At 69.9% G+C, this 26,970-nt stretch carries 27 protein-coding genes; 6 read left to right on the forward strand and 21 right to left on the reverse strand.

Features of this window, described 5'->3' with window-relative positions:
- Nucleotides 1-153 precede the first annotated feature (153 nt).
- The 6 genes from rdgB to clpS form a co-directional block, all read right to left on the reverse strand.
- Nucleotides 154-786, reverse strand: a complete 633-nt coding sequence (gene rdgB / locus IWX63_RS00540; protein WP_199276212.1) for an RdgB/HAM1 family non-canonical purine NTP pyrophosphatase — start codon at nucleotides 784-786, stop codon at nucleotides 154-156.
- The gene (rph, locus tag IWX63_RS00545) at nucleotides 779-1,567 is read right to left on the reverse strand and encodes a ribonuclease PH (protein WP_199276213.1); all 789 of its coding nucleotides are present in this window, start codon (nucleotides 1,565-1,567) and stop codon (nucleotides 779-781) included. The genes rdgB and rph overlap by 8 nt, the downstream gene beginning before the upstream one ends.
- Nucleotides 1,568-1,650: 83 nt before the next feature.
- Nucleotides 1,651-2,448, reverse strand: coding sequence for an MBL fold metallo-hydrolase (locus IWX63_RS00550; RefSeq protein WP_199276214.1), 798 nt, complete (start codon nucleotides 2,446-2,448; stop codon nucleotides 1,651-1,653).
- Nucleotides 2,445-3,356, reverse strand: coding sequence for a glutamate racemase (gene murI, locus IWX63_RS00555; RefSeq protein WP_199276215.1), 912 nt, complete (start codon nucleotides 3,354-3,356; stop codon nucleotides 2,445-2,447). The genes IWX63_RS00550 and murI overlap by 4 nt, the downstream gene beginning before the upstream one ends.
- A gap of 108 nt (nucleotides 3,357-3,464) precedes the next feature.
- Nucleotides 3,465-4,040: a DUF2017 domain-containing protein gene (locus IWX63_RS00560; RefSeq protein ID WP_199276216.1), complete on the reverse strand. Its 576-nt coding sequence runs from the start codon at nucleotides 4,038-4,040 to the stop codon at nucleotides 3,465-3,467.
- A 9-nt stretch (nucleotides 4,041-4,049) separates the two neighbouring features.
- Nucleotides 4,050-4,358 (reverse strand): ATP-dependent Clp protease adapter ClpS, encoded by a 309-nt coding sequence (gene clpS, locus IWX63_RS00565; RefSeq protein WP_199276217.1) that lies wholly within the window; start codon nucleotides 4,356-4,358, stop codon nucleotides 4,050-4,052.
- Nucleotides 4,359-4,493: 135 nt separating this feature from the next.
- On the opposite strand from clpS, the gene IWX63_RS00570 reads away from it, so the two are divergent.
- Together IWX63_RS00570 and IWX63_RS00575 are read left to right on the forward strand one after the other, a co-directional pair.
- Nucleotides 4,494-5,810, forward strand: coding sequence for a nicotinate phosphoribosyltransferase (locus IWX63_RS00570; protein ID WP_334685564.1), 1,317 nt, complete (start codon nucleotides 4,494-4,496; stop codon nucleotides 5,808-5,810).
- Nucleotides 5,807-6,433: an isochorismatase family protein gene (locus IWX63_RS00575; protein WP_199276218.1), complete on the forward strand. Its 627-nt coding sequence runs from the start codon at nucleotides 5,807-5,809 to the stop codon at nucleotides 6,431-6,433. Before IWX63_RS00570 ends, IWX63_RS00575 begins: the two co-directional genes overlap by 4 nt.
- Nucleotides 6,434-6,511: 78 nt before the next feature.
- On the opposite strand, the gene IWX63_RS00580 is transcribed toward IWX63_RS00575, so the two are convergent.
- From IWX63_RS00580 to IWX63_RS00590, 3 genes are read right to left on the reverse strand one after another with little or no spacing between them, the layout of a single operon-like run.
- Nucleotides 6,512-8,290, reverse strand: coding sequence for a DEAD/DEAH box helicase (locus IWX63_RS00580; protein ID WP_199276219.1), 1,779 nt, complete (start codon nucleotides 8,288-8,290; stop codon nucleotides 6,512-6,514).
- Nucleotides 8,287-9,744 (reverse strand): MFS transporter, encoded by a 1,458-nt coding sequence (locus tag IWX63_RS00585; protein WP_199276220.1) that lies wholly within the window; start codon nucleotides 9,742-9,744, stop codon nucleotides 8,287-8,289. Before IWX63_RS00585 ends, IWX63_RS00580 begins: the two co-directional genes overlap by 4 nt.
- 33 nt (nucleotides 9,745-9,777) lie before the next feature.
- Nucleotides 9,778-10,077 (reverse strand): DUF3039 domain-containing protein, encoded by a 300-nt coding sequence (locus IWX63_RS00590; RefSeq protein ID WP_199276221.1) that lies wholly within the window; start codon nucleotides 10,075-10,077, stop codon nucleotides 9,778-9,780.
- Nucleotides 10,078-10,246: 169 nt separating this feature from the next.
- Here IWX63_RS00590 and IWX63_RS00595 point away from each other — a divergent pair, with 169 nt between their 5' ends.
- Nucleotides 10,247-11,500 (forward strand): HNH endonuclease, encoded by a 1,254-nt coding sequence (locus IWX63_RS00595; protein WP_199276222.1) that lies wholly within the window; start codon nucleotides 10,247-10,249, stop codon nucleotides 11,498-11,500.
- Between the two features lie 30 nt (nucleotides 11,501-11,530).
- Here IWX63_RS00595 and IWX63_RS00600 read toward each other — a convergent pair whose 3' ends face one another.
- The 7 genes from IWX63_RS00600 to IWX63_RS00630 form a co-directional block, all read right to left on the reverse strand.
- Nucleotides 11,531-12,196: a PKD domain-containing protein gene (locus IWX63_RS00600; protein ID WP_199276223.1), complete on the reverse strand. Its 666-nt coding sequence runs from the start codon at nucleotides 12,194-12,196 to the stop codon at nucleotides 11,531-11,533.
- Nucleotides 12,197-12,516: 320 nt separating this feature from the next.
- On the reverse strand, nucleotides 12,517-13,047 hold the full coding sequence (locus IWX63_RS00605; protein WP_199276224.1) for a DUF6318 family protein: 531 nt from the start codon (nucleotides 13,045-13,047) through the stop codon (nucleotides 12,517-12,519).
- 458 nt (nucleotides 13,048-13,505) lie between these two features.
- On the reverse strand, nucleotides 13,506-15,071 hold the full coding sequence (locus tag IWX63_RS00610; protein WP_199276225.1) for a transporter: 1,566 nt from the start codon (nucleotides 15,069-15,071) through the stop codon (nucleotides 13,506-13,508).
- On the reverse strand, nucleotides 15,053-15,862 hold the full coding sequence (locus IWX63_RS00615; protein WP_334685514.1) for an ABC transporter ATP-binding protein: 810 nt from the start codon (nucleotides 15,860-15,862) through the stop codon (nucleotides 15,053-15,055). Before IWX63_RS00615 ends, IWX63_RS00610 begins: the two co-directional genes overlap by 19 nt.
- Before the next feature lie 61 nt (nucleotides 15,863-15,923).
- Complete coding sequence (locus IWX63_RS00620; protein WP_334685515.1) at nucleotides 15,924-17,036, reverse strand: NADH:flavin oxidoreductase/NADH oxidase; 1,113 nt, start codon at nucleotides 17,034-17,036, stop codon at nucleotides 15,924-15,926.
- A 52-nt stretch (nucleotides 17,037-17,088) separates the two neighbouring features.
- Nucleotides 17,089-18,045: a tetratricopeptide repeat protein gene (locus IWX63_RS00625; protein ID WP_334685516.1), complete on the reverse strand. Its 957-nt coding sequence runs from the start codon at nucleotides 18,043-18,045 to the stop codon at nucleotides 17,089-17,091.
- A gap of 55 nt (nucleotides 18,046-18,100) precedes the next feature.
- Complete coding sequence (locus IWX63_RS00630; RefSeq protein ID WP_199276226.1) at nucleotides 18,101-19,834, reverse strand: hypothetical protein; 1,734 nt, start codon at nucleotides 19,832-19,834, stop codon at nucleotides 18,101-18,103.
- A gap of 287 nt (nucleotides 19,835-20,121) precedes the next feature.
- Here IWX63_RS00630 and IWX63_RS00635 point away from each other — a divergent pair, with 287 nt between their 5' ends.
- Nucleotides 20,122-21,441: an AI-2E family transporter gene (locus IWX63_RS00635; protein ID WP_199276227.1), complete on the forward strand. Its 1,320-nt coding sequence runs from the start codon at nucleotides 20,122-20,124 to the stop codon at nucleotides 21,439-21,441.
- Nucleotides 21,442-21,480: 39 nt separating this feature from the next.
- On the opposite strand, the gene IWX63_RS00640 is transcribed toward IWX63_RS00635, so the two are convergent.
- The gene (locus IWX63_RS00640; protein ID WP_199276228.1) at nucleotides 21,481-22,293 is read right to left on the reverse strand and encodes an alpha/beta hydrolase; all 813 of its coding nucleotides are present in this window, start codon (nucleotides 22,291-22,293) and stop codon (nucleotides 21,481-21,483) included.
- 76 nt (nucleotides 22,294-22,369) lie between these two features.
- Nucleotides 22,370-22,693, reverse strand: a complete 324-nt coding sequence (locus IWX63_RS00645; RefSeq protein ID WP_199276229.1) for a hypothetical protein — start codon at nucleotides 22,691-22,693, stop codon at nucleotides 22,370-22,372.
- Nucleotides 22,694-22,788: 95 nt separating this feature from the next.
- On the opposite strand from IWX63_RS00645, the gene nucS reads away from it, so the two are divergent.
- Together nucS and IWX63_RS00655 are read left to right on the forward strand one after the other, a co-directional pair.
- Entirely contained in the window at nucleotides 22,789-23,484 is a 696-nt protein-coding gene (nucS, locus tag IWX63_RS00650) for an endonuclease NucS (protein WP_199276230.1), read from the forward strand.
- 32 nt (nucleotides 23,485-23,516) lie between these two features.
- Entirely contained in the window at nucleotides 23,517-24,725 is a 1,209-nt protein-coding gene (locus IWX63_RS00655) for an N-acetylglucosamine-6-phosphate deacetylase (protein ID WP_199276231.1), read from the forward strand.
- Nucleotides 24,726-24,761: 36 nt separating this feature from the next.
- Here IWX63_RS00655 and IWX63_RS00660 read toward each other — a convergent pair whose 3' ends face one another.
- Genes IWX63_RS00660 through atpD form a run of 3 tightly spaced genes read right to left on the reverse strand, consistent with a single transcriptional unit; the run spans nucleotide 24,762 to nucleotide 26,966 of the window.
- Nucleotides 24,762-25,193: a DUF2550 domain-containing protein gene (locus tag IWX63_RS00660; RefSeq protein ID WP_199276232.1), complete on the reverse strand. Its 432-nt coding sequence runs from the start codon at nucleotides 25,191-25,193 to the stop codon at nucleotides 24,762-24,764.
- Between the two features lie 10 nt (nucleotides 25,194-25,203).
- A complete protein-coding gene (locus IWX63_RS00665) occupies nucleotides 25,204-25,497 on the reverse strand; it encodes a F0F1 ATP synthase subunit epsilon (RefSeq protein WP_199276233.1) in 294 nt (97 codons plus the stop codon).
- A gap of 5 nt (nucleotides 25,498-25,502) precedes the next feature.
- The gene (gene atpD / locus IWX63_RS00670; protein WP_199276234.1) at nucleotides 25,503-26,966 is read right to left on the reverse strand and encodes a F0F1 ATP synthase subunit beta; all 1,464 of its coding nucleotides are present in this window, start codon (nucleotides 26,964-26,966) and stop codon (nucleotides 25,503-25,505) included.
- Nucleotides 26,967-26,970: the final 4 nt, after the last annotated feature.

Here is a 26,970-nt window from a genome sequence, read left to right on the forward strand (position 1 = left end):
GAGCCGTCCGACGTCGTGGTCGCTGCTGCGACATGGATCGTCTGGACTGTCTGGGTGATGCTCACGGTGTATCCGTCCCTCTCATGGTCCGTCCTGCGGGACGGCCGGCGTGCGGTGTTGGCTGTTGGTGCTGGCTGCTGCTGCGGTCGACCGCTACTGCAGCGCCTCGATGAGGTGCGGCAGGAGCGCCCTGAACGCGATGCCGCGGTGGCTGATCGCGTTCTTCTCCTCCGGGGCGAGCTCCGCGCACGTCCGGTCGTGTCCCTCGGGAACGAGGATGGGATCGTAGCCGAAGCCGCCCGCTCCGCGCGGGGCGGCCAGGAGCGATCCCCGCAGCTCGCCGCGCTCCGTGTGGCCGGCGGGCCCGCCGTCGGGGTGGGCGAGGGCCGCCGCGCAGACGAAGGCCGCGCCGCGACGCTCCTGCGGGATGTCGGCGAGCTGTGCCAGGAGGAGGTCGAGGTTGGCAGCGTCGTCGCCGTGCCGGCCCGCCCACCGCGCGGAGAAGATGCCCGGGGCCCCGCCCAGGACGTCCACGGCCAGCCCCGAGTCGTCGGCGACGGCGAGGAGGCCGGTGGCCCGTGCGGTCTGCTCGGCCTTCAGCACCGCGTTCTCCTCGAAGGTGACCCCGCTCTCCACGACGTCCGGGGCGCCGGCGGTGGCGGCGTCGACGACCTGCGTGTCGACGTCGAGCCCGGGCACCTGACCGCGCAGCAGCTCACGCAGCTCACGCAGTTTGCCGGCGTTCCGGGTGGCGAGCACCAGCCGGGGTCGGGACTGCTCAGGCATCCTGGGAGTCCCGGAGGGTGTCGATCTGGATCTGTGTGAGCTGGGCGGTGCCCACCAACGCGAGGTCCAGCAGGGCGTCGAGCTCGGCGCGGTCGAAGGGCGCACCCTCCGCCGTCCCCTGGACCTCGACGAAGGTACCCGACCCGGTGACGACGACGTTCATGTCCGTCTCGGCGCGCACGTCCTCGACGTAGGGCAGGTCGAGCATGGGGACGCCGTCGATGATGCCCACGCTGACGGCGGCCACGGTGTCCGTGAGCGGGGAGGCCGAGGCGGGGATGAGCTTCTTGTCCTTGGCGTACCGGATGGCGTCGGCGAGCGCGACGTACGCTCCCGTGATCGCCGCCGTCCGCGTGCCGCCGTCGGCCTGCAGGACGTCGCAGTCGAGGACGATGGTGTTCTCGCCCAGAGCCTTCGTGTCGATGATGGAGCGCAGCGACCGTCCGATCAGCCGCGAGATCTCGTGCGTCCTGCCGCCGATCTTCCCCTTGACCGACTCGCGGTCGGATCGCGTGTTGGTGGCACGGGGAAGCATCGCGTACTCGGCGGTGACCCAGCCCCTGCCCTCTCCCTTGAGCCACCGTGGCACCCCGCTGGTCAGGGACGCCGTGCAGAGGACGCGGGTGTTGCCGAATTCGATGAGGGCCGACCCCTCGGCCTGCTTCGACCAGCCTCGTGTGATGGTGATGGTGCGCAGCTGATCGGGTGCCCGACCGTCCGCACGGAGGACGGGGGCGGTGCTCACGGGGGCAGGGACGGACGTCGGATTCGCGGGGGTCATGGCTCCCAGTCTAGACGGGGGCGCATGGGAGATGGCTGGCAACTGCGTCCGATGAAGGTCGGGCGGGCCGCCGGGCCCGGGTGTCAGACGGTGTAGGAGACCCCTGCGACGGCGACGGCCAGGTGGCCGTCGTAGCTCTCGCGGGCCTCGCTCACGGCGACGTTGGCGTCGTTCCAGACCGGCAGGTGGGTGAGGAGGAGGCGCTTCGCGGACGCCCGGGTGGCCACGTCGCCTGCCCGTTTGCCGGTGAGGTGGACCCCCGAGATGCCGTCGTCGCGGCCCTCGTGGAACGCGGCCTCGCACAGGAAGATGTCCGCGTCGCGGGCTGCGTCCACCAGACCGTCGCACGCATCCGTGTCGCCGGAGTAGGTGATGACCCGGGTGTGGTCGACGCCCTCGGTATCGGTCTCGGCCACCTCGACGCGCAGCGCGTACGCCTCCTCGATGGGGTGGAGGACCTGGTAGGGGGTGATCGTGAAGGGCCCCACCGTCACCGGGCCGCGATCGGTCCAGGACTGGAAGTCGAAGTCCTCGTGCATGCCCGGGTCGAGTTCGAGTCCGTAGGCGCTCGCCATCCTGTCCGCCGTCGCCGCCGGCCCCCACACGGGGATGCGGGGCAGCCCCCAGCCGGAGGGATCCCAGTGGACGGCGACGTGCAGGCCGCACAGGTCCATGCAGTGGTCGGGGTGCAGGTGCGAGAGGAAGATGGCGTCGATCTCGCGGAGGTCCATGTGCCGCTGCAGTGCCCCGAGCGACCCGTTGCCGAGATCGAGGAGGATCCGCCAGGTACGACCCTGCCACTGCGCGCTGAGCAGGTAGCAGGAGGCCGGTGACTGGGGACCGGGGAAGGAGCCGCTGCAGCCGACGATCGTGAGTTTCATGCCGACGGGAATCCCGCGGCCGCGATCATCTCGGGCGTGATCCGCGCGAGGCTGCCGGTCGGGTACTGCGCGGCCACATGGTCCACGTGCTGCACGCTGAGCACCTCGGGGCCGAGGAAGCGACGGGCGAGGACCTCGAAGCCCGCGGCATCGCCGGTCGCGATGAAGCGGTGCACCCCCGGCGCAGTGGTCTCGCGCTCGAGGCCGTGCGAGACGAGGGCGCGGTAGACGTCCTTGGCCGTCTCCTCAGCGCTCGAGACCAGGGTGACGGAGTCGCCCATGACGTAGGAGATGACGCCGGTGAGCAGCGGATAGTGGGTGCAGCCGAGCACCAGGGTGTCGACGCCCGCGGCCCTCAACGGCTCGAGGTACTCCTTCGCCGTCCGCAGGAGGGCTTCACCTCCGGTGACCCCGGCTTCCACGAACTCGACGAACGCGGGGCAGGCCACGGACGTGACCTCGAGGTGCGGCGCAGCCGCGAAGGTGTCGTCGTAGGCGCGCGAGCCGACGGTCGCCGTCGTGCCGATGACGCCGATCCTCCCCGAACGGGTGGCGGCGACGGCCCGGCGCACCGCGGGCTGGATGACCTCGATCACGGGGATGCCGTACCGCGCCGTGTAGCGTTCCCGCGCATCGCGGAGGACCGCCGCGGAGGCCGAGTTGCAAGCGATCACGAGCAGCTTGACGCCCGAGTCGACGAGTTCGTCCATGACGCCGAGGGCATGCGCCCGGACCCGGGCGATCGGCAGCGGGCCGTACGGTCCGTTCGCGGTGTCGCCGACGTACATGACGGACTCGTGGGGCAGCTGGTCGATGACCGCTCGGGCGACCGTCAGTCCGCCGACACCGGAGTCGAAGATCCCGATGGGCGCTTCGCTGCGATGCGTGTTCGCTGGCTCTGGGCTCATAATCCTTCGACAATATGACGTGCCGCCGTTGAAAACTATTCGCCGATCCGTGGGTTTTGTCACAGCCTCCCGTTCGACCGCGCGCGGCCGGTCCCCGAGGCGGGCGGGTCAGCGCTCCAGCTTCGCTGCCTTCAGCAGCGCCTGCACGAGCGATTCCTGGAGCCAGGAGATGAAGTTGTAGACGAGGGCGAGGTAGGACTCGACGTCGTCGACGTCCTTCGAATCCGCGATGTCGTGGAGCCGTTCGGCGTCCTCCTCCGTCTCGATGCTGAGGCGGTCGGCGAGGACCAGCCGGACGTCGTTGAGCGCCTGGGCGAACAGCCTCGCCTGCTCGCCGGTGAGCGTCATGGGACTGGACTCGATGAGCAGCGCGCTGCTGCGCAGGGCGCCGATCTTCTGCTCCCGCAGGGACCGTTCCGTCAGGCGGCGGAAGGCCAGCGCCTCGTCGTCGTCGTCGCGCACCGCATCCGGCAGGAGGCGGCGGACGGCGGAATCATCGGGAGCCGTGGCCTCGGCGTCGGCACCGGACATGCCGACCATGGCCGCCAGCGGATCCTCGCTCGGAGCCGTCTCGGGCTCGAGCATGGAGATGACGTCGTCGAGGAGTGCGCCCAGCAGGCGTGCCTCACCGGGCTCCAGTGCTCCGGTGATGCCCCGGCGCGTCGACTTGAAGGGTTTCGCCATGGGGTCCGCCTACTCGCTTCCGGCTTTTTCGAAGGTGGCCCACAGTCCGTACGAGTGGAGGGCGACGGTGTCCTGCTCCACCTTCTCGCGGCTGCCGGAGACGACGGCGGAGCGGCCCTGCTCGTGGACCTCGAGCATCAGGGTGCGCGCCTTGGCCTCGCTGTAGCCGAAGTAGGTCTGGAAGACGAAGCTCACATAGCTCATCAGGTTCACGGGGTCGTTCCACACCACCACGATCCAGGGCTGGTCGAGGTCGGTCTTCTCGGCCGTCCCCGTCTTCTCCTGGGTGTCCGTACCGGTTGCAAAGCCAACTGTCATGATCGCCATTCTAGGGCGGCTCGCCCGCACGGGGTGGCCGGGTACTCTCTCGGCGGACGCCCGGCTATCGTTTTCAGGGTGACCGATGCCCTGACCACGAACCCGCCGGCCGCTGCCGGTCCCACGCCCCCGGCGGTGACCGCACCGAACAGTGCGCTCTTCACCGACCAGTACGAGCTCACGATGCTGCAGGCCTCGCTGCACTCCGGTGCGGCCCATCGCCGTTCGGTGTTCGAGGCGTTCGCGCGGCGCCTCCCGGCGGGCCGGCGCTACGGCGTCGTCGCGGGTACGGGACGGCTGCTGGAGGCGCTGGCCACCTTCCGGTTCGACGACGCGCAGCTCGCGTTCCTCGGCGACCACCGGATCGTCGACGACGCCACGCTCGCCTGGCTGGCCGACTTCCGCTTCACCGGATCGATCTCCGGGTACGCGGAAGGCGAGGCCTACTTCCCCAACTCCCCCATCCTGACGGTGGAGTCGACCTTCGCCGAGGCCTGCATCCTCGAGACGCTCATCCTGTCGATCCTGAACCACGACAGCGCCATCGCCTCGGCGGCCTCCCGCATGACGGGAGCCGCGGCGGGGCGCCCGTGCATCGAGATGGGCTCGCGCCGCACGCACGAGGAATCCGCCGTCGCCGCCGCGCGCGCCGCGATCATCGGCGGCTTCACCAGCACGTCCAACCTCGAGGCCGGCCGCCGGTACGGTGTCCCCACGGTGGGCACGGCCGCGCACTCCTTCACGCTCCTGCACGACTCCGAGCGGGCCGCCTTCGAGGCGCAGGTCGCCGCCCTCGGACGCAGCACCTCGCTCCTGGTGGACACGTACGACGTCGAGCAGGGCGTCCGGACCGCCGTCGACGTCGCGGGTCCCGAGCTGGGCGCCGTCCGGCTGGACTCAGGCGACCTCGTGGCCCAGGCGCGCTGGGTGCGTGAACTCCTCGACGACCTCGGCAACCACAACACCAAGATCGTCGTGACCTCCGACCTCGACGAGTTCGCCATCGGGCTGCTCGCCTCGGCGCCCGTCGACTCCTACGGCGTCGGCACGTCCCTCGTCACCGGGTCCGGCGCCCCGACCGCCGGCATGGTCTACAAACTGGTGAGCCGGCAGGACGACCACGGCACCTTCGTGTCCGTCGCGAAGGCGGCCAAGAACAAGGCGTCGGTCGGCGGACACAAGCGCGCGCTGCGCCGCCTGGACGAGCACGGCAGGGCGCAGGCCGAGATCGTGGGGATCGGCATCAGCCCCGCCGACGACGGCAACGACCGCCCGCTGGTGCAGCAGTTCGTGAGCGACGGCGTGGTCCTGCCCGGCTGGACCGGACCGGAGGCCGTCACCCGCGCCGCCGAGCGTCACCTGAGCTCGATCGCCGAGCTGCCGGGAGCCGTCCGGCGTCTGCAGCGCGGCGAACCAGTCATCCCCACCGAGTACGAGGAGGCAGCATCATGACCCGCGCCCTGATCATCGTGGACGTGCAGAACGACTTCTGTGAGGGCGGTTCACTCGCCGTCGAGGGGGGCGCGCAGGTCGCCGCCGACATCAGCGACCACATCGACGAGCAGGCCGCAGGGTACGACTACATCGTCGCCACGCAGGACTGGCACATCGATCCGGGGACCCACTTCTCGGAGACACCGGACTTCGTCGACTCCTGGCCCGTCCATTGCGTCGCGGACACCAAGGGTGCCGACTTCCACCCGGACCTCGACACCGAGAGCATCGACGCGGTGTTCCGCAAGGGCCGGTTCGAGGCCGCCTACTCCGGCTTTGAGGGCGTCAAGGCTCCCGACGACGAGGTGCCGACGGGGGACCAGAAGCTCGGCGGCGCGGCGGCGGACAGTGGCGATGAAAGCCCGATGACCCTCGACGACTGGTTGCGGGACCACGACGTGGACGACGTCGTCGTCGTCGGCCTGGCGACGGACTACTGCGTCAGGGCGACCGCGCTGGACGCGCTCCAGGCCGGCTACTCCGTCACGGTGCCGACCGCGCTCATGCGCGGTGTGCACGAGGACGGATCCGGGACGGCGCTCGACGAGCTGGAGGCCGCCGGCGCCGAGCTGGTCCGCTAGGTCGCTCGCGGCGAAGGCCGGGCCGGTTCTCCCGGCCCGGCCTTCGCTTCTTCCCTCGTACTTCGCCCCTACTTCGTCCTATTTCTTCCCGATGAACCAGTCCTGCAGCTTCTGCAGGCGGCGCTGGAGCTGGTCCTCGTTGGCCTGCGCCACCGCGGGCCCGCCGCACTGGCGCCGCAGCTCCGCGTGGACCTGGCCGTGCGGCATGCCCGTACGGGCCGCCCAGGCCGAGACGTTCTTGGCGAGCTGGCCCCGCAGTTCGGTGAGCTGCCGGTGGTCCACCACGAGCGGCTCGTCCGCGGGTGCCGCGGCCGGCCTGGACTTCCGGCGGACCTGCTGCTCCTGCTGGCGCTGGCGCAGCAGCTGGCCCACCTGGTCGGCATCGAGCAGTCCGGGGATGCCCAGGAAGTCCTGCTCGTCCTCGCTGCCCATCTCGCCGCCGGTGCCGAACTCGCCACCGTCGAAGAGGACGCGGTCGAAGGACGCCTGCGATTCGAGGGCCTCGAACTTCTGCTTGGTCAGGGAGTCGGACGCCTTGTCCTCGCGGTTCGCGGCCTCCATCAGCGCGTCCTCGAGGCCGAAGCCCTCGTCGTCCTTCTCCGGCCGGTCGAGGGCGTGGTCGCGTTCCAGTTCGAGCTGGTTGGCCAGTGCCATGAGGTTGGGTACGGAGGGGAGGAAGATCGACGCCGTCTCGCCGCGCCGTCTCGCCCGGACGTACCGGCCCACGGCCTGCGCGAAGAACAGCGGGGTCGCCGTCGAGGTCGCGTAGACGCCGACCGCCAGGCGCGGCACGTCGACACCCTCGGACACCATGCGGACCGCGACCATCCAGCGCTTGTCGCCCGCGGAGAAATCCTCGATCTTCGAGGACGCCTTGGCGTCGTCGGACAGGATGACGGTCGGGGACTCCCCGGTGATCCGCTTGAGCTGGCCGGCGTAGGCGCGGGCGTCGTCGTGGTCCGTCGCGATGACGAGGCCACCGGCGTCGTGCACGGTGCGCCGCACCTCGGTGAGCCGCTTGTCCGCGGCGGCGAGGACGGCGGGGATCCATTCGCCCGCGGGGTTCAGTGCCGTCCGCCAGGCCTGGGCGGTGATGTCCTTCGTGACCGCTGCCTCGCCGAGCGACGCCGCCATCTCCTCGCCCGCGCTCGTGCGCCAGCGCATCTGGCCCGAGTAGGCCATGAACATGACGGGGCGGACCACGTTGTCCTTGAGGGCCTGACCGTAGCCGTACGTGTAGTCGGCGCGGGACCGGCGGATGCCGTCGCGGTCCTCGGCGTACTCGACGAACGGGATGGCCGCGGTGTCCGAACGGAAGGGTGTCCCGGTGAGGGAGAGGCGCCGGGTCGCGGGCTCGAACGCTTCACGGATGCCGTCGCCCCAGGAGAGCGCGTCGCCGCCATGGTGGATCTCGTCGAGGATCACGAGGGTGCGGGCGGCCTCCGTCTTGGCGCGATGCAGCATGGGCTTGCTCGCCACCTGCGCATAGGTCACCGCGACGCCGATGAACGCGCCGCCGTGCCGTCCGTCGGCATTCTTGAAGTTGGGGTCGATCGCGAGGCCCACCCGCGCTGCCGCGTCGGCCCACTGGCGCTTCAGGTGATCGGTTGGCGCGACGACGGTGACCCGGTTGACGATGCCACGCTCCACGAGCTCCGTCGCCACGCGGAGGGCGAAAGTGGTCTTGCCGGCGCCGGGGGTCGCGACGGCGAGGAAATCGCTCGGGGAATCCTGGAAGTACTTCTCCAGCGCTTCGGTCTGCCACTGGCGCAGCTTGGGGGCCGTCCCCCACGCTGCGCGCTCGGGATAGGCGGGAGGCAGGGCTGCGCCGGCACCGAACAGGGTGTCATTACTCACGCCGGGACAGTACCTTCCATTGACTTCCTGGGGGAGAGACCGGGGCCGTCACCAGGTGACCGGGCCCCTCTCAGACCCGAAACTATACCTGCTGCGGTGAACACCCAGAGAGCCAGCCAGATCGCAACAAAGGTCGGGACGTGTCCCGGATCGGCGTCGTCGTGCAGGAGGGCGAAGAGGGCGCCGGCACCCGCCGTCCCCACCACTCCCCCGAGCTGGTCGCAGATCTGCAGGGCCGCCGAGTTGCGACCCTGCTCGTTCGCCGCGGACAGTTTCAGTACCAGGACGGAGGTGCTGGAGAGCGTCATGCCCATGGCGAAGCCCGACAGGCCCCACACCACAGCCAGCACCCAGAGCGGGGCCTCGACCGCCGTGGCCAGGGCGAAGCCACCGAGGCTCAGCGACAGGATGGATGACCCCGCGACCAGGAGCCACTGGCGCCCGAACGTCACGCGCGCCTGGACGAAGGAGCCGGCGCTCCACCCGAGCGCGCCGGCGCTCAATGTCAGGCCGGCCGTTCCCGGGCTGATCTCGCGGGAGCTGACGAGCATCAGCGGGATGAAGGCCTCGGTGCCGAAGAAGGCGACGTTGACGAAGCCGCGGGTCGCGATGATGCTGGGCAGCCCGCGCCCCAGGAGCAGGGTCCCCTTCGGCAGGAGGGCGGGGAGCACGAGGAGGGCGATGACGACTCCGGCCGCCGCGAGGCTCACCAGCCCGACCACCACCGCGCCGCCGGGATCCTCGGTATCCGCGAGATGGACGAGCGACCACTGCGCCGCGAAGACACCGGAGGCCAGTGCGAGCCCGCGAAGGGTGCGGGCCCGCGCCGACCCGGCGTCGGGGGCTTCGACCGGACCGAGCGTCCTCGTCTTCGGCCAGACGATGATGACCGCTGCGAGAACGATGGGCACGACGCCGAGGAACACCCAGCGCCAGCCGAACTGCTCGGTCACGAACCCCGCCACCACCGGGCCGATGAGCGCGGGCAGGACCCAGGCGGCCGCCAACCACCCGAACACCACGGGCCGCGCCTTCTCCGGGAACGAACGCCCGATCACCACGTACACCGCGACGATCATGAATCCGCCACCCAGCCCCGAGATGGCACGGCCCACCGTCACGAGCCAGAAGTCGGGTGCGGCACCGGCCGCGAGCAGCCCGAGGACCATGAGGCCCAGTCCGACGGCGAGGGCGGGCCGGGGCCCCCTGCGGTCGCACCACGAACCGGCCACGACGGTGCCCAGCAGCGACGCGGTCAGGTACATCGAGAACGCAAGGCCGTAGCTCGACTCCCCCGAGAGCTCACGCGCCACGGACGGCATGGCGGTCACCACGGCCATCGCCTCGAAGGCTGCGCACGTGATGATCGCCAGGATCCCGATGGTCAGGGGGCGCAACTCGGGGGACATCGCCCCGCCGGTCGCGCCGGTGGATCTGTCCGCAGCCTTCCTCATGTCACCGTGGTTTCAGGTCGCGGGGCGACGCCGTCAGTCCTTCGGCTTGTCGTTGCCCGGGCGAAGACCGTTGTAGATCTCCTTGCACTCGGGGCATACGGGGAACTTCTCGGGGTCGCGTCCGGGGGTCCACACCTTGCCGCAGAGGGCGATGACGGGCTCGCCGGTGAAGGCGGACTCCATGATCTTCTCCTTGCGGACATAGTGCGCGAAGCGCTCTGCGTCGCCGGGCTCGATCTCCTGGCGGACGTCCTCGCGCTCGATGGTCGCAGTAGAGCCACCGGTGCCGGGATCGCGTGGATCGTTTGCAAAGGGATCAGCAGGCATAGTCATGACGCCAGTCTATCGCCCGGGCCTCCGTGGCCTCGAGGGCCCGAAAAGCATTCCCCGCCTATCAGCCTCCGGAGTTTGTCCGCCGACCTCCGGATCGTGTTATGCCGAGTCGCGGCAACCAGGTTCCGAGTGGTCCGATAATGTCGGTGGCGGGCGGGAGAATGTATTCATGAGGACGTCGACGGAACACGCGATGGAGCTCGATCGGATATCCGCTCGGATCACCGCGCTGAGCGCCGAGAAAGCACGGATCGACGCCGAACTCGCGGCGAGCACCGAGGAATTGAGGAAAGTCTTCGAAGTGCGGATGATGGACCATTTCTGGCCCGGCCGGCCCGGGCCCCACCGCACCAATCTCGCTGACACCACCACCGCCACGGAGATCGCCTGTTTGCTGCGCATCTCCGAACGCAGCGCGCACTGCCTCGTCCAGTACTCGGCCCTGCTGGTCAATTACCACCCCAGGACCCTCACCGCCCTCCGCGACGGTGCGATCTCCTGGCCGCACGCCACCACGCTCCTGCACGAATACACCGGCCTGCCCCACCACGCCGCCACCCGCCTCGAAGAGGCCCTCCTGCCCATCGCCGCTGACACCACGGTGCCCCGGCTGAGCTACAAGGCCCGCCGCCTTCGGAGCCAGCTCCACCCCGAGGCCCTCGAGAAGCGCGCGCGCACCGCCGCCCGGGGACGCCGCGTGGACCTCGACGCCGCGGACGACGCCATGGCCTGGATCCACGTCCACCTGCCGGCCACCGACGCCGCCGCCATCGACGCCAGACTCACCCACACGGCCCGCACCCTCCAGACCCCCACCGAACCGAGGACGCTCCCCCAGCTTCGCGCCGACGTCCTGACCGATCTCCTCCTCAGTGACTCCGCACCCTCCTGCCACGCCGCCCAGCCCGATTCCGCTGCGGCAGCCACTGCGGAGGACGGACACCGGATCCGGGCGCACATCAACGTCACCGTCCCGGTCCTGACCCTGCTCGGCGTCGACGATGCCCCTGCGGACCTGGAAGGCTACGGGCCCATCCCCGCCGACGTCGCCCGGCGCCTCGCCGCCCACGCGCCCTCCTTCACGCGCCTCCTCACCCATCCCGAGACCGGGGCCGTCCTCAGCGTCGGACGCAACACCTATGCCGTCCCCGCGGACTTGAAAAAGTGGTTGCGGGTCCGCGACCGCACCTGCCGACACCCGGGGTGCAGCATCCCCGCGGCCCGCTGCGAACTGGACCACACCACCCCCTGGTCCCGTGGCGGACCCACCAGCCACGACAATCTCGCCCATCTCTGCCGCAAGCACCACATGCTCAAGAGTGAAGGCCTCTGGCACTACGACCAGCCCGCCCCGGGCACCCTTGTCGCCACCTCACCCGCGGGCCGTACCTACGCCTGCGATCCCGAGCCCCCACCCTTCTGATCCCGAACCGCGCCACACGCCACGAGTCGGTTATCGCGTGGGGGCTTCGCAGCCGATTCCTCGGGGATTCTCGATGCAGTTCTCGCTCACGTTGTGCCCCCTGGTGCGCCAGATGCTCATGAGATGGGGCTCCGAGACGACCGCTGCCTCACCGGCGACCGGCTGGAACGGGCCACCGTCCACCGAGTAGTCACCGGCGAAGAACGTCGTCAGCGTCAGGTCGAAGTCGCCGGTCTGCGCGTACTGGTGACTCGTCGGTGTCGGGGTGTCGAAGGCGGTGCCGTCCACCGGGCCTCCCGGGGTGGTCGTCGTTGCACTTGTCCCGTCGCCGTAGTTCCACCGGTAGGACACCGGGCGGGCCTTCAGCACGATTGCGGCGTCCTCGAACTCGAAGGTGAACTCCTGCTCCTGCGCCTGCGCGTAGATGTTGGAGTGTGCGTTCCTGAGCCCGAAGTTCGACGGCTGGGACACGATGGTTGCTGCGAGGACGGGCTGCTTCTGGAACTCTTCGAGGGTGATCACGATCGGCGTTTCCTCGGGTGCTTCTGCTCCCTCGATCGGCGGTGCTGGAGGCTCCCCGGGATACATGCAGGACGACCTGCCCGTCGGTGTGCGCGTTGCGGGCTGGACGTTGCTGTCGACTTCGATCCAGTTGACGAGGATTCCATCGTCCTGGGCGTCGCATTGGGCGTTCATGCGTGGGCATTGAGCGGGATCAAGCGAACTGCCGACACCAGCGGTACAAGCCCGCACGTAGGCGTAGGTAACTTTGCTTTGCGGCCGATCAGAGGCCCCGGGCTCGTTCGACACAGGCCCGATCGAACCTACTGAAGCCCGATCCCGCGGACGGTTGTTGCCCGCTGGAGTCCCGCCGAAGAAGTTGGTATCGCGAATTTTTGCAGTTGCCGTATCACCGTCGAACCGGATATTGCTGTCTTTCGCCGACGCTGGTGCCAGCGAGACAATACAGGCAAGCCCAATTATTGCGCCACACAACACGACGTGTCTTTGATTCATCATTCGGTTCCCTCAGGTGCACCGAAATCGAGCATGACCCATCTGCCATCAAGATAAGCCGAGAAAGTAGCCTTGAATTTCGCAGTTCCTTCCGGCGTTTCCTCCACCACATTCCCGGAGGCTGAATAGATTCTAGATTCTCCTTGAACAACCTCGACATAGGAGCCAATCGACCCCTGGGTGTTAATCTGGAAGTCCGAAACAAAAGACATGACCCTCGAGTCACCCCCTGATACCCACCCTCCACTCTCGTATACATTCCTCACGGCAGAAGAGACAGTTGAACAGGTTCCGCATCGGGGATCAGTCACCTCATCGAACGGCGCCCAGTCATTCGTCTCGTAGCCGTAAGAAAACAGCTCGAGCCAGTACTCTGTGAAGGCCTCGAGCCCCTCGGCCGAATTCTCGTCTGCGAGCGCAGGCTTCGCGGGTACCGGGATGTTGGTCGCGGGACCGGCCGATGACGCCGGGGACGGTTCGGGTGCAGCTGAGACCGAGGCTGGGGTGGACGCTTCAGCGGTCGTGGTCACAGCCGATGACGACGGCGGGCCGGAGGTCGGGGCGGGTGAGGCGTCCGCATCGCCCTGACATCCGGTCAGGAGCACCAGTGCCGCTGCGGCCCCGGCAAGAAGTGGTGCCGCTCGTCCAGGAAGAGGTGCTGCTCGTCGATGGCCCTCTGCACGCACAGGAAACACGCAACTCCCCCATCACATCGCCCGACTCGCCGGAATGGGCCTCAGCATAGCCCGAAGGACTCGGCCACCTGAAGGTTATGCACAGGCGGAATGTGCAGCCGGACCACCCGATTCGGACCACTCTTGTCAGGGCGATCTGCCGGGCTTAGAGTTCGCGCGGTCGACGGGGTTCCAACGGCCCGTCGGGGGTGCCGCAAGCAGCCCCCGCTCGCACGGACGGGAAGCGGGCCCGCCGCGACGGGAGACCCGCCCCTCGGACAGGAGACCCGCGCGCACGGCAGGCAGCCGACACCTCAGCGGTTCGCCGAGACCGCCAGCAGGAGTTCGGGTGCCCTGCGGTCGTACCACCGGCCGCCGACCCTGATGCCGGCCACCAGGAGGGATCCGCCGAGGATCACGCCGACCAGCAGGGCCAGCCAGCCGAACAGCGCATCCCCGGTCACGAAGTAGGCGATCGTCAGGATGATCTCGGGCAGCGCCAGCAGCAGCATGACGATCCACCCGATGAACTGCACGGCGAACATCATGAAGTTCGTCCCCGGTGGGGTCTTGAAGGCGCTCTCACCCGGGAGCGGCACGTTGTAGGTGTACCGAGCGGAGACGACGCTCGACAGCCCGGCCCCGGTCAGCAGGAGGCCGATCGACAGGCCCACCATCACCGGCAGGTCCCCGACCCGCCCCGCGATCAGCACCGGGGCGACCGTGAACACCAGGGTGGCCGGGAGCGCGAACACCAGGAGCGCAATCGCGCGGCCCCGGCGGTCGTCGCGCCCGCTGACCCCTGTGGAGAGGTGCAGGCTGAAGGCCGTGTTGTCGTAGGAGATGTCGGCGGAGATGGACCACGCCAGCAGGAACGCCGTGATCGGACCGAGGAACGTGAACGCTCCACCCTCTCCACCACCCGAGAAGAACAGCAGTACGGCGATGAACGGGATCGCCACGAGGGAGGCGAAGTAGCGGGGATCGCGCTGCCAGTACGTCAGGGCACGGGCGGCGACCGCACCGGCAGGCGTGGCCGGGAACCGGCCGAGCCAGCCCAGGTTGCCTCCCGCCCGCTTGGTCACGGCGTTGTAGGGAGGGGTGACGAGCGCGTGGCTGAGGCTGCGGCTCCACAGCACGAGGAACAGCCCGAGCGTCCCGAGGCCGATCAGGAACCGGAGCACCGCGATCCCGGCATCGCCGGCGGCGACATCGGCGGGCGCGGCCCAGAGCGCCCCCAACGGCGTCCAGGCGAGGACGTCGGCCAGGGAGGCGGCGAAGCCGGGAGAGTTCTGGAACCCGGCCGTCACTCCCCCGATGATCGGTCCGAGGAAGATCAGCGGGATGAAGGCGACGATGCCGTTGATGTCCTTGAACCGGCGCGAACCGGTCATGGAGGACACCGCCGTCGTCACCAGGCGTGAAGCGACCACGCACAGCAGGACGGCCACGAGGCCGCACACCAGCGCGGTCACCGCCGCAGCCGGGTACCTGATCCAGGTGAACACCTGTGCCAGCGCGGCGATGAGGGTCACCACGCCGGGGATACCCACGAGTCCGCCCAGCACGAGCCCCGTGAGGAGCTGCCGCTGCGGGATGGCGAAGGTCACGAACCGGGCGGGATCGAGCGTCATGTCGATGCCGGTCGCCGCGATCGGGATCACGATCCAGCCGAGCACCACGGCGGATCCGCCGAGCACGAGGATGGTCCGGATGAGCTCGAGGTCCGCGGCACCGAGGACCACGAGCCCGACGACGACCGTCCCCAGGATGCCGAGCCCGTACAGGCCGCCGAGGATCACCCCGACGAGCTGCGCGGTGCTCCGCCTGAGCGAGTTGCGCAGGAGGAGGAGCTTCAGCCTCAGGAGGTCCGCAACCACGACAACCCCTCCGATGTGTTGCGGCCACCGACGAGTTCCACGAAGCGGTCCTCCAGCGTCGCATCGCCGCGGACCTCGTCGACGGTCCCTGCGGCCAGGACGGTGCCCGCGGCGATGACCGCGACGTGGTCGCACATCCGCTGCACAAGGTCCATGACGTGGCTGGAGACGATCACCGATCCGCCGGACTCCACGTAGCCCGCGAGGATGTCGCGGATGTTCGCCGCGGAGACCGGATCGACCGACTCGAACGGCTCGTCGAGGACGAGCAGCCTGGGCGCGTGGATGAGGGCGGACGCGAGGGCGATCTTCTTCGTCATGCCCGCCGAGTAGTCGACGACGAGCGTACCGGCGTCGTTGGCGAGGTCGAGCGCCCGCAGCAGGTCACCGGTCCGCTCTGCGACGGTCTCACGGTCCATGCCCCGCAGCAGGCCGGCGTAGGTGACCAGCTGCTCACCCGTCAGCCGGTCGAAGAGCCGGACGCCGTCGGGCAGGATCCCCATCAGCTTCTTGGCCTCCAGCGGGCGGGCCCAGACGTCCACGCCGTGGACGAGCGCCTGCCCGAAGTCGGGGCGGAGGAGCCCCGTCGCCATCGAGAGGGTCGTGGTCTTGCCGGCACCGTTCGGCCCGACGAGCCCGTAGAAGGAGCCCTGCGGCACTTCGAGGCTCACCCCGTCCACGGCGATCTTCCCGCCGAAGCGTTTGGCGAGCCCGCGGATGCTTAGGGCGGCGCTGCCGGCCCTGCCCCCGGGGTCGTTCTCGGCGGTCGGCGAAGGCACAGGAGAACTCATGGTTCCACGCTAGCAACGCGCCGTTCCGCCGATCGTCATCCCAAAGGAGGAAAAGGCCTCGTCAGTAGGACCCGGCTCGCCCGTACTGCGGGGCAGGCACGAGGTCGTGTCCGAGCTCATGGGCGGCGCGCATCCACCAGTGCGGGTCACGCAGTGCGGCTCGAGCGATGAGCACGACGTCGGCCCGCTCGCCCCGGATGATCTCCTCCGCCTGACGCGGATCGCTGATGAGGCCGACGGCGCCGGTCGGGACGCCGGAGGACCGCACCTCCTCGGCGAGCGATACCTGGTAGCCCGGCCCCACGGGGATGGCCGCCGCCGGAATCGCTCCCCCGGAGGACACGTCCACGAAGTCGACGCCCTCCTCGGCCGCCCGCTTCGCGAGCCGCGCGGACGTGTCGCCGTCGAGCCCGCCCTCTGTCCAGTCGGAGGCCGAGATGCGCAGCAGCAGCGGCATGCCCTCCGGGATGGCGCGGCGGACCTCGCGGACCACCTCCAGCGTCAGCCGGAACCGGGCCTCCTCCGACCCGCCCCAGCCGTCGGTCCGCGTGTTGACCAGGGGCGAGAGGAACTGGTGCAGCAGGTAGCCGTGCGCGGCGTGGATCTCCATGGTGTCGAAGCCTGCCTCGACGGCGAGCGCGGCGGCGGCACCGAAGTCGCGGATGACCTGCCGGATGTCGTCCTCGGTCATCGCCCGCGGCGAGGCGTAGGCCCCGAACGCCTCGTCCGTGGGACCGAGGGTCTGCCAGCCGCCGTCGGCTTCCGGCACCGAGTCGCGCTTGCCGCTGAACGGCCAGTATGTCGACGCCTTGCGGCCGGCGTGGGCGAGCTGCACCGCGGTCTTCGTGCCCACCGCGCCGTGCTCGTGGATGAAGTCGTTGATCCGGCGCCACGCATCAGCCTGCTCCCGCGTGTAGATGCCGGCGTCGCGCGGGCTGATCATGCCCTCGGGGCTGACGGCGGCCGCCTCCGTGATGATGAGCGCCGCACCGCCGAGCGCGAACTGCCCGAGGTGGACGAGGTGCCAGTCGGTCGGTACGCCGGCAGCGCCGACGGGGTCGCACGAATACTGGCACATCGCCGCGACCCAGCCGCGGTGCGGCAGCGCGAGGGATCGGAGCGTGATCGGATCGAACAGGCCGGGCACACCGGTCGGGGCAGCTGCAGGAGTCATCGTGGTCCTCTGGGGTGGAGAGCGGATGGGCGCAGCGCGCCCGGGGAGGCGCCTAGAACAGGGCGCGGGCCAGCGCGCTGCGCGCCTTCGTCACCCGCGGGTCCGTGACGCCGACGACGTCGAACAGTTCCAGCAGGCGCTTGCGCGCTGCTTCCCTGTCCTCGCCGGAGGTCCGGCCGATGAACGCGATGATGCGGCTGAAGGCGTCCTCGACGTGGCCGCCCGTCAGGTCCAGGTCGGCGACGGTCAGCTGGGCTCCCACGGCGTCGGGCTCGTCGGCGCCGCGCTGGCGGGCCTCGGCGGCGTCGAGGTCCTGCACGCGGTCCATGAGTTCCACCTGTGCGAGTCCGGCCTTCGCGTCGGCATCGGCCGGCTGCTCGGCGAGCGCACGGCGGTAGGCCACCGCGGCGGCACCGTAGTCACCGCGCTCGATCGCGTCGAACGCCTCCTGGTGCAGCGGCGGCAGCGGTGGCTCCTCCGCGCCGGCCGGAGCGGGCTCTGCACCGTCGTTGAGCGTCCCTGTCACGCCGTTCGCCTCGGCGACCTTCATCAGCTCGTCGAGGTAGGCGCGGATCTGGGGATCGGGCAGGACGCCCTCGAAGAGGGGCACGGGCTGGCCCTTCACGACGGCGACGACGGTCGGCGCGCCCTGCGCCTGGAAGGCCTGCGCGATCTGCGGCTGCGCCTGGAGGTCCACGTTGGCGAGCAGGATCCGTCCGTCGAACTCGACGGCGGCGGCCTCGAGCACGGCGGTGACCTGGGTGGACTGGTCGCTGTAGGTGGCGCGGAGGTTGACGACCACGGGTACCTGCGCCGAGAGCTGCACGAGCTGGGGGAACGTCTGTTCCGTCACCTCGACGATGTACGGGCTCGATCCCGCCGCGGCCTGTTGTGCCGGCGCAGGCCGTGCGGCCGCATCCGCGCGTGCCTTGAGGGCGGAGAGGTCCACCGCTCCCCGCAGGTTCATGCTCGACGGCGGCATCCCGCCCCGCTGTGCTGGTGTGGACAATGCTCTGCCTTTCTGTGACTGCTACTGGTCGAAGCAGGGAGGGGTGTGGGGGAGGTCAGCGGAGGGTGGCCGACAGCAACTGCTGGGCGGCGCCGATGACCCGGATCCTATCTTCGCTGCCCGCGGGCGGTACGTACATCATCACGGCCTCACCGTAGTTGACGTCGATGCCCTTCTCGCTCACGGCCTTCCCTGTCAGCGACTGGTACACCGTGCCCTTGAGGTCGATGGTGTCGCCGCTGGCCTTCGGGACGCTGGAGTAGGTGTGCGTGAGGTAGCCGAAGACCATCGCTCCGCCGTCACCGGTCAGGAGTGCCTGCGTCTGATCCTCCCGGGCCGCGTGCGTGAAGGTGATCTTCGCGGCCTTGTTGCCCGGGTCGGCGACGACGCCGGCCTGGAACTCGGTGATCGCCTCGGCGAAGGAATTCTCCTCGAAGGTCTCCGCGTTCGTGCCGGAGGGCTCGGTGAGGAAGTCGGCGATGGATGTGACGGCGGACTGCGGCGCGCTCGCGAGGGCGGCGTCGTCGTCGAGCGGCACCGGACCGGTGGCGCCCGGAGCCGGAGGCGAGGGGAACGTGCTGCCCGGCAGCATCTGCACGGCCGAGGTCAGCCGGTAGTTCTCACGCGGCGTGTCCTGGACCAGCAGGAGCGCCTGCGGCACTGGGTTGCCGTCGCCCTGTGTCAGGGCGACGACCGTCCGGGGCCACCCGGTCCCCGTGGGGACCATGTCGAGCAGGAGCGGCGACGCGGCGACGGGCGCGGGGGCCGCGGCCTGGGTGTCCTTGGCGCGCACGGCGTAGGCGCCGGTGCGGAGGTCCAGGGCGGCGCCGTCGACGCGGGGGGCGAGGCGCGTGGCGTCGGAGGCGGTATCGGCGTCGGCCACGGCGGTCGCGACGGCGCCGAGGATGCGTTCGAGCTGGCTGTCGAGGACGACGGGCGGCCCGCTGGCCTCGCTGCCCGCCGAGGGCGCCCCGTTGACGGTGGCCGACGAGGCACTCGAGGACGGCGACGGCGTGGGCGACGGCGTCGTCGTGGCGATCGAGGGAGCGATGCCCAGGAGCGCCCCCGACCCCACCAGCCCCGTGACGAGAAGGACCGCGCCGGGGGCGGCCGTGCGGGAGGCGCTGCCGCGGGTGCCGGCCGTGGCGTTCCGGCGTGCGTAGGCGCGCGTCCCCTCCACGGGCTCGGGTCGGTGCCCGTTCCCGGGGCGGCGGGGTGGGATCAGCAGGAGGGCGATGCCGAGCACGACGACGAGCGCGCCGCCGATGATGAGCGGCAGGGCGAAAGGGGTGGACTGGTCGTTGGGGGTGGTGACGGACACCCGGGTGGGGGCGGGTGCCTCTCCGTCCGCCGCGAGCAGGATGGACCAGTCGCCCTCGGTGGGCTCGCTCCACCGGTAGGTCAGGGATCCGTCCCCGGATTCCTCCGCGATCCAGAGATCGCTGCCGCTCGGATCGGGCACCGAGTCCTCGCCCTCCGAGAACCCGGACTCCAATGTCTCCTCACCCGGTCCCGTGACGCTCAGGTGCGCTGCGTCGCCCACCCAGGCGTCGACGTCGGACGCACGCCCGACGGCCAGGGTGAAGGGGCCGTCGGCCTCGACCGTCACCTCGACAGGGCCGTCTGCGTCCCCCCGGGCCCCGGGCTCGATCACGGTGACAGGTCCGGCCGTGGCGTCCTGGGCGACGACGGCGGTGACGGTCTCTGCGGGGGCCCAGACCGTCCGCTGTCCGATGCCGAGGAGCATCAGCAGGAGTCCTGCCACGATGATCGGTACTGCTGTCTTCACGCGCACTGGTTGCCTATCGTTGTCCGTGACGGCGGACCGCGTGGCCCCTTCCGCTCTGATCCCGCTCTGGTGGTCCGGCGCGGCGACGCATGCCGCTGCGGGCCCACGCAGGAATAGTTCCTCAATGGTAACGACAATCGTCGGTGCCGATCCGGCCGCGGGGCCCCTGGGGCCCACCCGGACCGCCGTCCGTCAAGAACCCGGCTCCGCGTGACCCTGCTGTTAGGGTTTCGCTAGTCCTCCCTCCCGCGGTCCCGGCGCCGCGCACGTGAAAGCAGAGCCCTTCGTTGACAGACCCCCAGGACGTCCCGCTCGATCAGCCGCTCCCGCGGCCCGAGCCGGCCTCGAACGGAAGCGACGGAGGGCCCTCCGATGACCAGGCACAGGCTGTCGCGCGGCCCGAGCCGTCCTGGCGTTCCCTCTTCACCCTGGCACGGCGCTCCCTCCCCACCGCCCGGCCGCGCCCCCGCTTCGAATTCCCGCCCGACGTGGAGCCGGGCGAGGTCGCGGTGGACCCTGATGTGTCCCTGGCCGACGAACGCCTGAAGTTCGGAGGCAACGACGCGCCGACCATGCGCGCGCACCCCATCCACTTCGGCTTCATGATGAGCGTCGGCGTCGGGCTCGCGCTGCTCGCCTTCTTCATCATCACCAACGTCGGCCAGCTCCTCGTCTGGATCGGAGCGGCGCTCTTCATCGCGCTCGGCCTGGAGCCGATCGTCCGCTGGCTCGAGACGAAATACGTCCCGAGGCCCGCCGGCATCGCCGTCTCCCTCCTGATCCTCGTGGGCGTCGTGGTCGGGTTCTTCGCCCTGCTCATCCCGACGATCGTGAGCCAGACCTCGCAGATCATCGACCGTGCGCCGGGCTACGCGGACAGCTTCCTCAGCTCGGAGTTCTTCACCAGCATCGACCGGCAGTTCCAGGTGCGCGAGCGCGTCAGCTCCGAGATCGACAAGTTCCTCGCCAACAGCGAAGCCGTGGGCGGGATCTTCGGCGGTGTCCTGGGAGTGGGCACGGTGATCGTCAACGGGCTCTTCGGAGCGCTGGTGATCCTCGTCCTCGCCCTCTACTTCCTCGCGTCCCTGCCGGGCATGAAGAAGTGGGCGTACCGGTTGGCCCCCCGCTCCCGCAGGCCCCGCGTCGAGGTGCTCTCGGAGGAGATCACGCGCAGTGTGGGCCTCTACGTCATCGGCCAGGCCTGCGTGGCCCTGCTCAACGGGACGTTCGCGTTCATCGTGATGTCGATCGCCGGCGTGCCGTTCTCCGTGCTGCTGACATTCGTCGTCGTGCTCCTGGCCTTCATCCCGCTGATCGGCGCGGCCATCGCGGCCGTCCTGGTCTCCCTGATCGCCCTGACCGTCGGCTGGCACACGGCGCTGCTGTTCGCGATCCCGTACGTCGCCTACCTGCAGTTCGAGGCGTACTTCATCTCGCCGCGCATCATGCAGCGCGCCGTCGCGGTGCCCGGCGCGGTCGCGGTGATCGCGGTCATCGCCGGCGGCAGCCTCCTCGGCGTGCTCGGCGCCCTGATCGCCATCCCGACGGCGGCCGCCGTGATGCTGCTGCTCAAGGAGGTCTTCATCGCCCGCCAGGACCGCCAGTAGTCCGGCGTGCCGGGCGGCACCCGGGCGCGGCACTCCGTGTCAGCGCGTCACCAGCGCGGACGGTGCGACGGCGGCCGGGCCCGTCCACTGCGTGGGCAGCGGGAGGTCCACCTCGGGGCGCACGACGCCGACGATCTCGTCGAGGGCGCGCGCCGCGTACTTCTCCCCCACCCAGAGGTGCTTCGCGCCGTCGATACCGGCGACGTCGGCCTGCGGCACCCGCGCGAACCGGGCAGCCGCGTCCTCCGGCACCAGGTAGTCGTCGAACTCCGGTACCAGCACCTTCAGGGGCAGGCCGCTGGCACCCCAGGCGTCGAGGTCGGCGTCCCCCGCGCGGTGCAGCGGAGGCGACAGCAGGATAGCCCCCTCGACGAATTCCGCCACCGGGTCCCGGGCGCCGTACTTCAGGCACAGCTCGGTGCCGAAGGACCAGCCCACGAGCCAGATGTGGTGCAGGCCCTGCGCCACGGCCCAGTCCACCGCCGCCTGCAGGTCCAGCCGCTCGCCGTCGCCGCCGTCGAACTCCCCGTCGCTGCACCCGCGCGGCGAGCAGGTGCCGCGCGTGTTGAAGCGCAGGACGGCGATGTCCGCGAGGGCCGGCAGGCGGAAGGACGCCTTCCTGTAGACGTGGGAGTCCATGAAGCCGCCGTGCGTGGGCAGCGGGTGGAGCGTCACGAGGGTCGCCTTCGGGGTACGCCCGCCGGAGGGCGCGGCGAACTCCCCCACGAGCGTCAGCCCGTCCGCGGTGTGCAGTTCGATCTCCCGCCGATCGGCGGGCAGGACGGTGGACGCGCGGATCTCGATCGGCTCGTCGCTGGTCGTGAAGCTGTAGTCGGTGGTGTCGCTGGCCATGCACCCCAGTCTAGGTCGGGCCGGCCCGGCGCCCGGCGCACGGCCACCGGTCCGTGCGCGCCGTGTCAGTGCCGTGTCAGTAGCGGAAGCTGCGCGTCTGCCAGCACCGCACGTGCCAGTGGCGGCGCTCGGCGAGCGCGGTCTGCGGACCGAACAGCGAGTCCTCCCGCCAGACGACGAGGTGCGCGATCCCCGGCTGGATGAAGGAATTGCAGCCCGGGCAGGTGTAGGTCTTGGCGGCGTTCCGCTCCGTGATGCGACGCACGGACCACTCGCCGTCGGGCGCGCTCTCGCGGCTGGGGATGCCCGCCCGGGCACGCTCGAGGTCCAGTTCGGGCGGCGGGGTCCACTTGCTCCGCGCACCACCACCGGGCCGGCTGGGTCGGTTGGAACGGGGCACGGCTCCAGTCTGCCATCCGCCCGCGGCCCCGGCGGCCCCCCGTGGACCGCTCCCCGAATCATGCGCTGCGCACTCCGCCCGGTAGAGTCGTCCCCGTGCGTCTTGTCATTGCCCGCTGCTCCGTCGATTACATCGGCCGCCTCCGGGCGCATCTCCCGTTGGCCACCCGGCTCCTCATGGTGAAGTCGGACGGCTCCGTGCTGGTGCACTCCGACGGCGGCTCCTACAAGCCCCTGAACTGGATGAGCCCGCCCGCGAGCCTGCGCGTGAGCGCACCCGACGACGCCGACCGCGCCGAGGGCATCACCGAGGTGTGGACCGTGCAGCACGCCAAGAGCGACGACCGGCTCGTCATCAACATCCGCGAGCACCTGCACGACTCCTCCCACGACCTCGGCGTCGACCCGGGCCTGGTCAAGGACGGCGTGGAGGCCGATCTCCAGCGCCTCCTCGCCGAGCAGATCGAACTGCTGGGCGCAGGGTTCACGCTGATCCGTCGGGAGTACATGACGGCCATCGGACCCGTGGACATCCTCGCCCGCGACGCCCAGGGCCGTACGGTGGCCATCGAGCTGAAGCGTCGCGGGGACATCGACGGCGTCGAACAGCTCACCCGCTACCTCGAGCTGCTGAACCGGGATCCGCTCATGTCCCCCGTGCGCGGCGTGTTCGCCGCCCAGCAGATCAAGCCCCAAGCACGGGTCCTGGCCACGGACCGGGGCATCGACTGCCTGACGCTGGACTACGACGCCATGCGCGGCGTCGACGACAGCGCGTCCCGCCTCTTCTAGGGACGCTGCGTCCGGCCCCCTACACTCGGACCATGGCTCTCTCCAGCAGAACGCCCACAGCCCTGTCCGGACGCATGGTGACCGGCGCGGGGATCATCGACGACGGCGTCCTGCGGTGGGAGGGCTCACGCATCACCGAGGCCGGGTCGGCGAACGGCGGAGCCCCCGTGGAGCAGCTGCCCGAGGGCTACCTCATCCTCCCGGGGCTCATCGACCTGCACTGCCACGGGGCCGGCGGAGGCGACTTCACCTCGGGCTCTGACGCCGACATCGCCGGCGCGGCGGCCCACCTGCATCGCAGCGGTTCGACGACGGTGCTCGCGAGTACGTGTGCGGCGCCGCTGGCGGAGCTCGAGGCCGCTTTCGGCCGGCTCGCGGCGGCCGCGGAGTCGGGGCTGATCGCCGGCATCCATGCCGAGGGTCCGTTCCTGTCCAGGAAGCGCCACGGCGCCCACGACCCGGCGTTCCTGATCCTGCCCACGCAGGAGGACATCTCCCGGCTCGTCACCGCGGGCCGGGGACATCTCGCGTCGATGACCTACGCCCCGGAACTGCCGGGCTGCGACGTCCTGGTCTACGAGCTCGTGACACACGGGGTCATCCCCTCGATCGGGCACACGGACAGCTCCACCGAGGAGACCTCGGACGCCCTGGACCTCATCAACGAGGAGCTCGCCTCGACCGGTTTCGCGGGCTTCAGCGGACGGCCGACGGCCACCCACCTGTTCAATGCGATGCCCGTGACCCACCACCGCTCACCCGGACCGGTACCGCTGCTGCTGCAGCGGGCACGCGCCGGGGAGATCGCCGTCGAGCTCATCGCGGACAACGTCCATCTCCACCCCGAGACGGTGCGGATGGCCTTCACGGTCGCGGGTTCCGAGAACATCTGCCTCGTCAGCGACTCCACCGCGGTGGCGGGCCGCGCGTCGGGCGAGTACCGCCTCGGACACAGCGCCATCACCGTCATCGACGGTGCGGCCGTCCTCACGGCCACGGGCGTCCTGGCCGGTGGTGCGGGGAGCCTGCTGGACATCGTGAGGTGCACGGTCGAGGCGGGGGTCGACGTCGTCCACGCGGTGCGCTCGGCGACCGCCGTCCCCGCAGCGGTGCTGGGGCTCTCCGACGAGGTCGGCAGCCTCCGTCTCGGGCTGCGCGCCGACGCTGTCGTGGTGTCGCCCGATCTCCGGCTCAAGGGCGTGCTGCGCGACGGGACGTGGGTCAGACCGATCGAGGACTGAGCCCCTCGCCTCGGGGACGGCTCCGCGGAAGGGACGTCAGCGCCAGGTCCCGATGCCGATGACCGGGCCGGCCTCGATCCATGAGGAGAGGCCCGCGTACACGTCGTAGCGCATCGCGATGTCGAACGCCTCGCCCTCGTGGGCCAGCTGGACGATGATCGCCCCCGGCTGGACGCGCACCCGTTCGGCCTCCGTGGGCGCCCGCCAGCCCTCGACCTCGAGCGAGCTCCGCAGGAAACGGAATTTGGGGATGGGACTCAGCGACAGCAGGCTGAGCCATTCCAGGTGATTGTCCGTATAACGACAAACCCCCACCCGCCATCCCTTGGGAGGGAGGCGGATGGAGGCGTCGAACGTGCCGAGGGCACGGTTCAGGTGGAACCGTCGGAGGAGGAATGCTCCGATCACGAGCACGAGCAGGCCGAAGACGACCGCAAGGCAGATGAACGTCACACCCAGTGCCTCCATGCTGGGAGGCCTAGGCGGATTCCGGAGTCACCGAACCGCCGACCTTGGCGTTGTCCGCCACGATCACGACGCGGTTGGAATCGACCGAGAAGAAGCCTCCATCCACGCCGACGACCAGGCGCTCGCCGCTGACCGGCTCCACCGAGATCTCCCCGGCTTCGAGGATCGCGAGGATCGGTGCGTGACCGGGAAGGATCCCGATCTGCCCGTTCGACGTGCGTGCGTTGACCTTGCGCGCCGCGCCCGACCACACGAAGTGGTCGGCCGCGACAACTTCGACTTCGAGTTCGCCCTGTGATGCCATGGGCTTTACTTACCGGTCTGCTGTTGGATCTTGGCCCACTGGCGCTCGACGTCATCGAGTCCGCCGATGTTGAAGAACGCCTGCTCCGCGATGTGGTCGAGGTCGCCGTTGCAGATCGCCGAGAAGCCCTCGATGGTGTCCTTGATGGAGACCGTCGAGCCCTCCACGCCGGTGAACTGCTTCGCGGTGTAGGTGTTCTGCGAGAGGAACTGCTGGATGCGGCGCGCACGCGCGACGACGACCTTGTCCTCTTCGCTGAGCTCGTCGATGCCGAGGATCGCGATGATGTCCTGCAGTTCCTTGTTCTTCTGCAGGATCTGCTTCACGCGGACGGCCGTGGTGTAGTGATCATGGCCGATGTACTGCGGATCCAGGATGCGCGAGGTCGACGCGAGGGGGTCCACGGCCGGGTACAGGCCACGGGACGCGATCTCGCGGGAGAGCTCGGTGGTCGCATCGAGGTGCGCGAAGGTGGTGGCCGGCGCCGGGTCGGTGTAATCGTCGGCGGGGACGTAGATCGCCTGCATCGACGTGATCGAGTGGCCCTTGGTCGAGGTGATGCGCTCCTGGAGGAGACCCATCTCGTCGGCCAGGTTCGGCTGGTAGCCCACGGCGGACGGCATGCGGCCCAGCAGGGTCGACACCTCGGAACCCGCCTGCGTGAACCGGAAGATGTTGTCGATGAAGAGCAGCACGTCCTGGTTCTGCACATCGCGGAAGTACTCCGCCATGGTCAGGGCCGAGAGCGCCACGCGGAGGCGCGTTCCGGGCGGCTCGTCCATCTGGCCGAAGACGAGCGCGGTGTCCTTCAGGACGCCCGCCTCTTCCATCTCCACCCAGAGGTCGTTGCCCTCACGGGTACGCTCGCCCACACCGGCGAACACCGAGGTGCCGCCGAAGTTACGGGCCACACGCGTGATCATCTCCTGGATGAGCACGGTCTTGCCGACACCGGCGCCGCCGAACAGGCCGATTTTTCCGCCCTTGATGTACGGGGTGAGAAGGTCGATGACCTTGATGCCGGTCTCCAGCATCTCCGTGGATCCCTCGAGGGTAGCGAAGGCCGGGGGCTTGCGGTGGATCGGCCAGCGCTCGGTGATCTGCAGCTCGGACTCGTCGACGTCGAGCGGCTGGCCCAGGACGTTGAAGATGTGTCCCTTGACGCCGTCGCCGACGGGGACGGAGATCGCCGCACCGGTGTCCTGCACCACGGTCCCCCGGACGAGGCCGTCGGTGGCCTGCAGGGAGATAGCGCGCACGAGGTTGTCGCCGAGGTGCTGCGAGACCTCGAAGGTGATCAGGCGGGTCTCACCGTTGAGAGTGATCTCGGTGGTGAGGGCGTTGTACATTGCGGGGATTGCGTCGGCCGGGAACTCGACGTCGACAACCGGGCCGATGACACGTGCAATACGGCCGGTGGCGCCGGGGGCAACTGAGTCCGTACCGTGTTCAACAGTCTGGGCAGTCATCTCT

This window comes from Arthrobacter sp. CAN_A2, assembly GCF_015752045.1.
Lineage (GTDB): Bacteria > Actinomycetota > Actinomycetes > Actinomycetales > Micrococcaceae > Arthrobacter_D.

Bases quoted from the DNA above. Each gene is read 5' to 3' on its own strand.
- rdgB (WP_199276212.1), bottom strand. From the start codon at position 786: ATGCCTGAGCAGTCCCGACCCCGGCTGGTGCTCGCCACCCGGAACGCC.
- rph (WP_199276213.1), bottom strand. From the start codon at position 1,567: ATGACCCCCGCGAATCCGACGTCCGTCCCTGCCCCCGTGAGCACCGCC.
- IWX63_RS00550 (WP_199276214.1), bottom strand. From the start codon at position 2,448: ATGAAACTCACGATCGTCGGCTGCAGCGGCTCCTTCCCCGGTCCCCAG.
- murI (WP_199276215.1), bottom strand. From the start codon at position 3,356: ATGAGCCCAGAGCCAGCGAACACGCATCGCAGCGAAGCGCCCATCGGG.
- IWX63_RS00560 (WP_199276216.1), bottom strand. From the start codon at position 4,040: ATGGCGAAACCCTTCAAGTCGACGCGCCGGGGCATCACCGGAGCACTG.
- clpS (WP_199276217.1), bottom strand. From the start codon at position 4,358: ATGACAGTTGGCTTTGCAACCGGTACGGACACCCAGGAGAAGACGGGG.
- IWX63_RS00575 (WP_199276218.1), top strand. From the start codon at position 5,807: ATGACCCGCGCCCTGATCATCGTGGACGTGCAGAACGACTTCTGTGAG.
- IWX63_RS00585 (WP_199276220.1), bottom strand. From the start codon at position 9,744: ATGAGGAAGGCTGCGGACAGATCCACCGGCGCGACCGGCGGGGCGATG.
- IWX63_RS00590 (WP_199276221.1), bottom strand. From the start codon at position 10,077: ATGACTATGCCTGCTGATCCCTTTGCAAACGATCCACGCGATCCCGGC.
- IWX63_RS00595 (WP_199276222.1), top strand. From the start codon at position 10,247: ATGAGGACGTCGACGGAACACGCGATGGAGCTCGATCGGATATCCGCT.
- IWX63_RS00600 (WP_199276223.1), bottom strand. From the start codon at position 12,196: ATGAACGCCCAATGCGACGCCCAGGACGATGGAATCCTCGTCAACTGG.
- IWX63_RS00615 (WP_334685514.1), bottom strand. From the start codon at position 15,862: ATGAGTTCTCCTGTGCCTTCGCCGACCGCCGAGAACGACCCCGGGGGC.
- IWX63_RS00620 (WP_334685515.1), bottom strand. From the start codon at position 17,036: ATGACTCCTGCAGCTGCCCCGACCGGTGTGCCCGGCCTGTTCGATCCG.
- IWX63_RS00640 (WP_199276228.1), bottom strand. From the start codon at position 22,293: ATGGCCAGCGACACCACCGACTACAGCTTCACGACCAGCGACGAGCCG.
- IWX63_RS00655 (WP_199276231.1), top strand. From the start codon at position 23,517: ATGGCTCTCTCCAGCAGAACGCCCACAGCCCTGTCCGGACGCATGGTG.
- IWX63_RS00660 (WP_199276232.1), bottom strand. From the start codon at position 25,193: ATGGAGGCACTGGGTGTGACGTTCATCTGCCTTGCGGTCGTCTTCGGC.
- IWX63_RS00665 (WP_199276233.1), bottom strand. From the start codon at position 25,497: ATGGCATCACAGGGCGAACTCGAAGTCGAAGTTGTCGCGGCCGACCAC.
- atpD (WP_199276234.1), bottom strand. From the start codon at position 26,966: ATGACTGCCCAGACTGTTGAACACGGTACGGACTCAGTTGCCCCCGGC.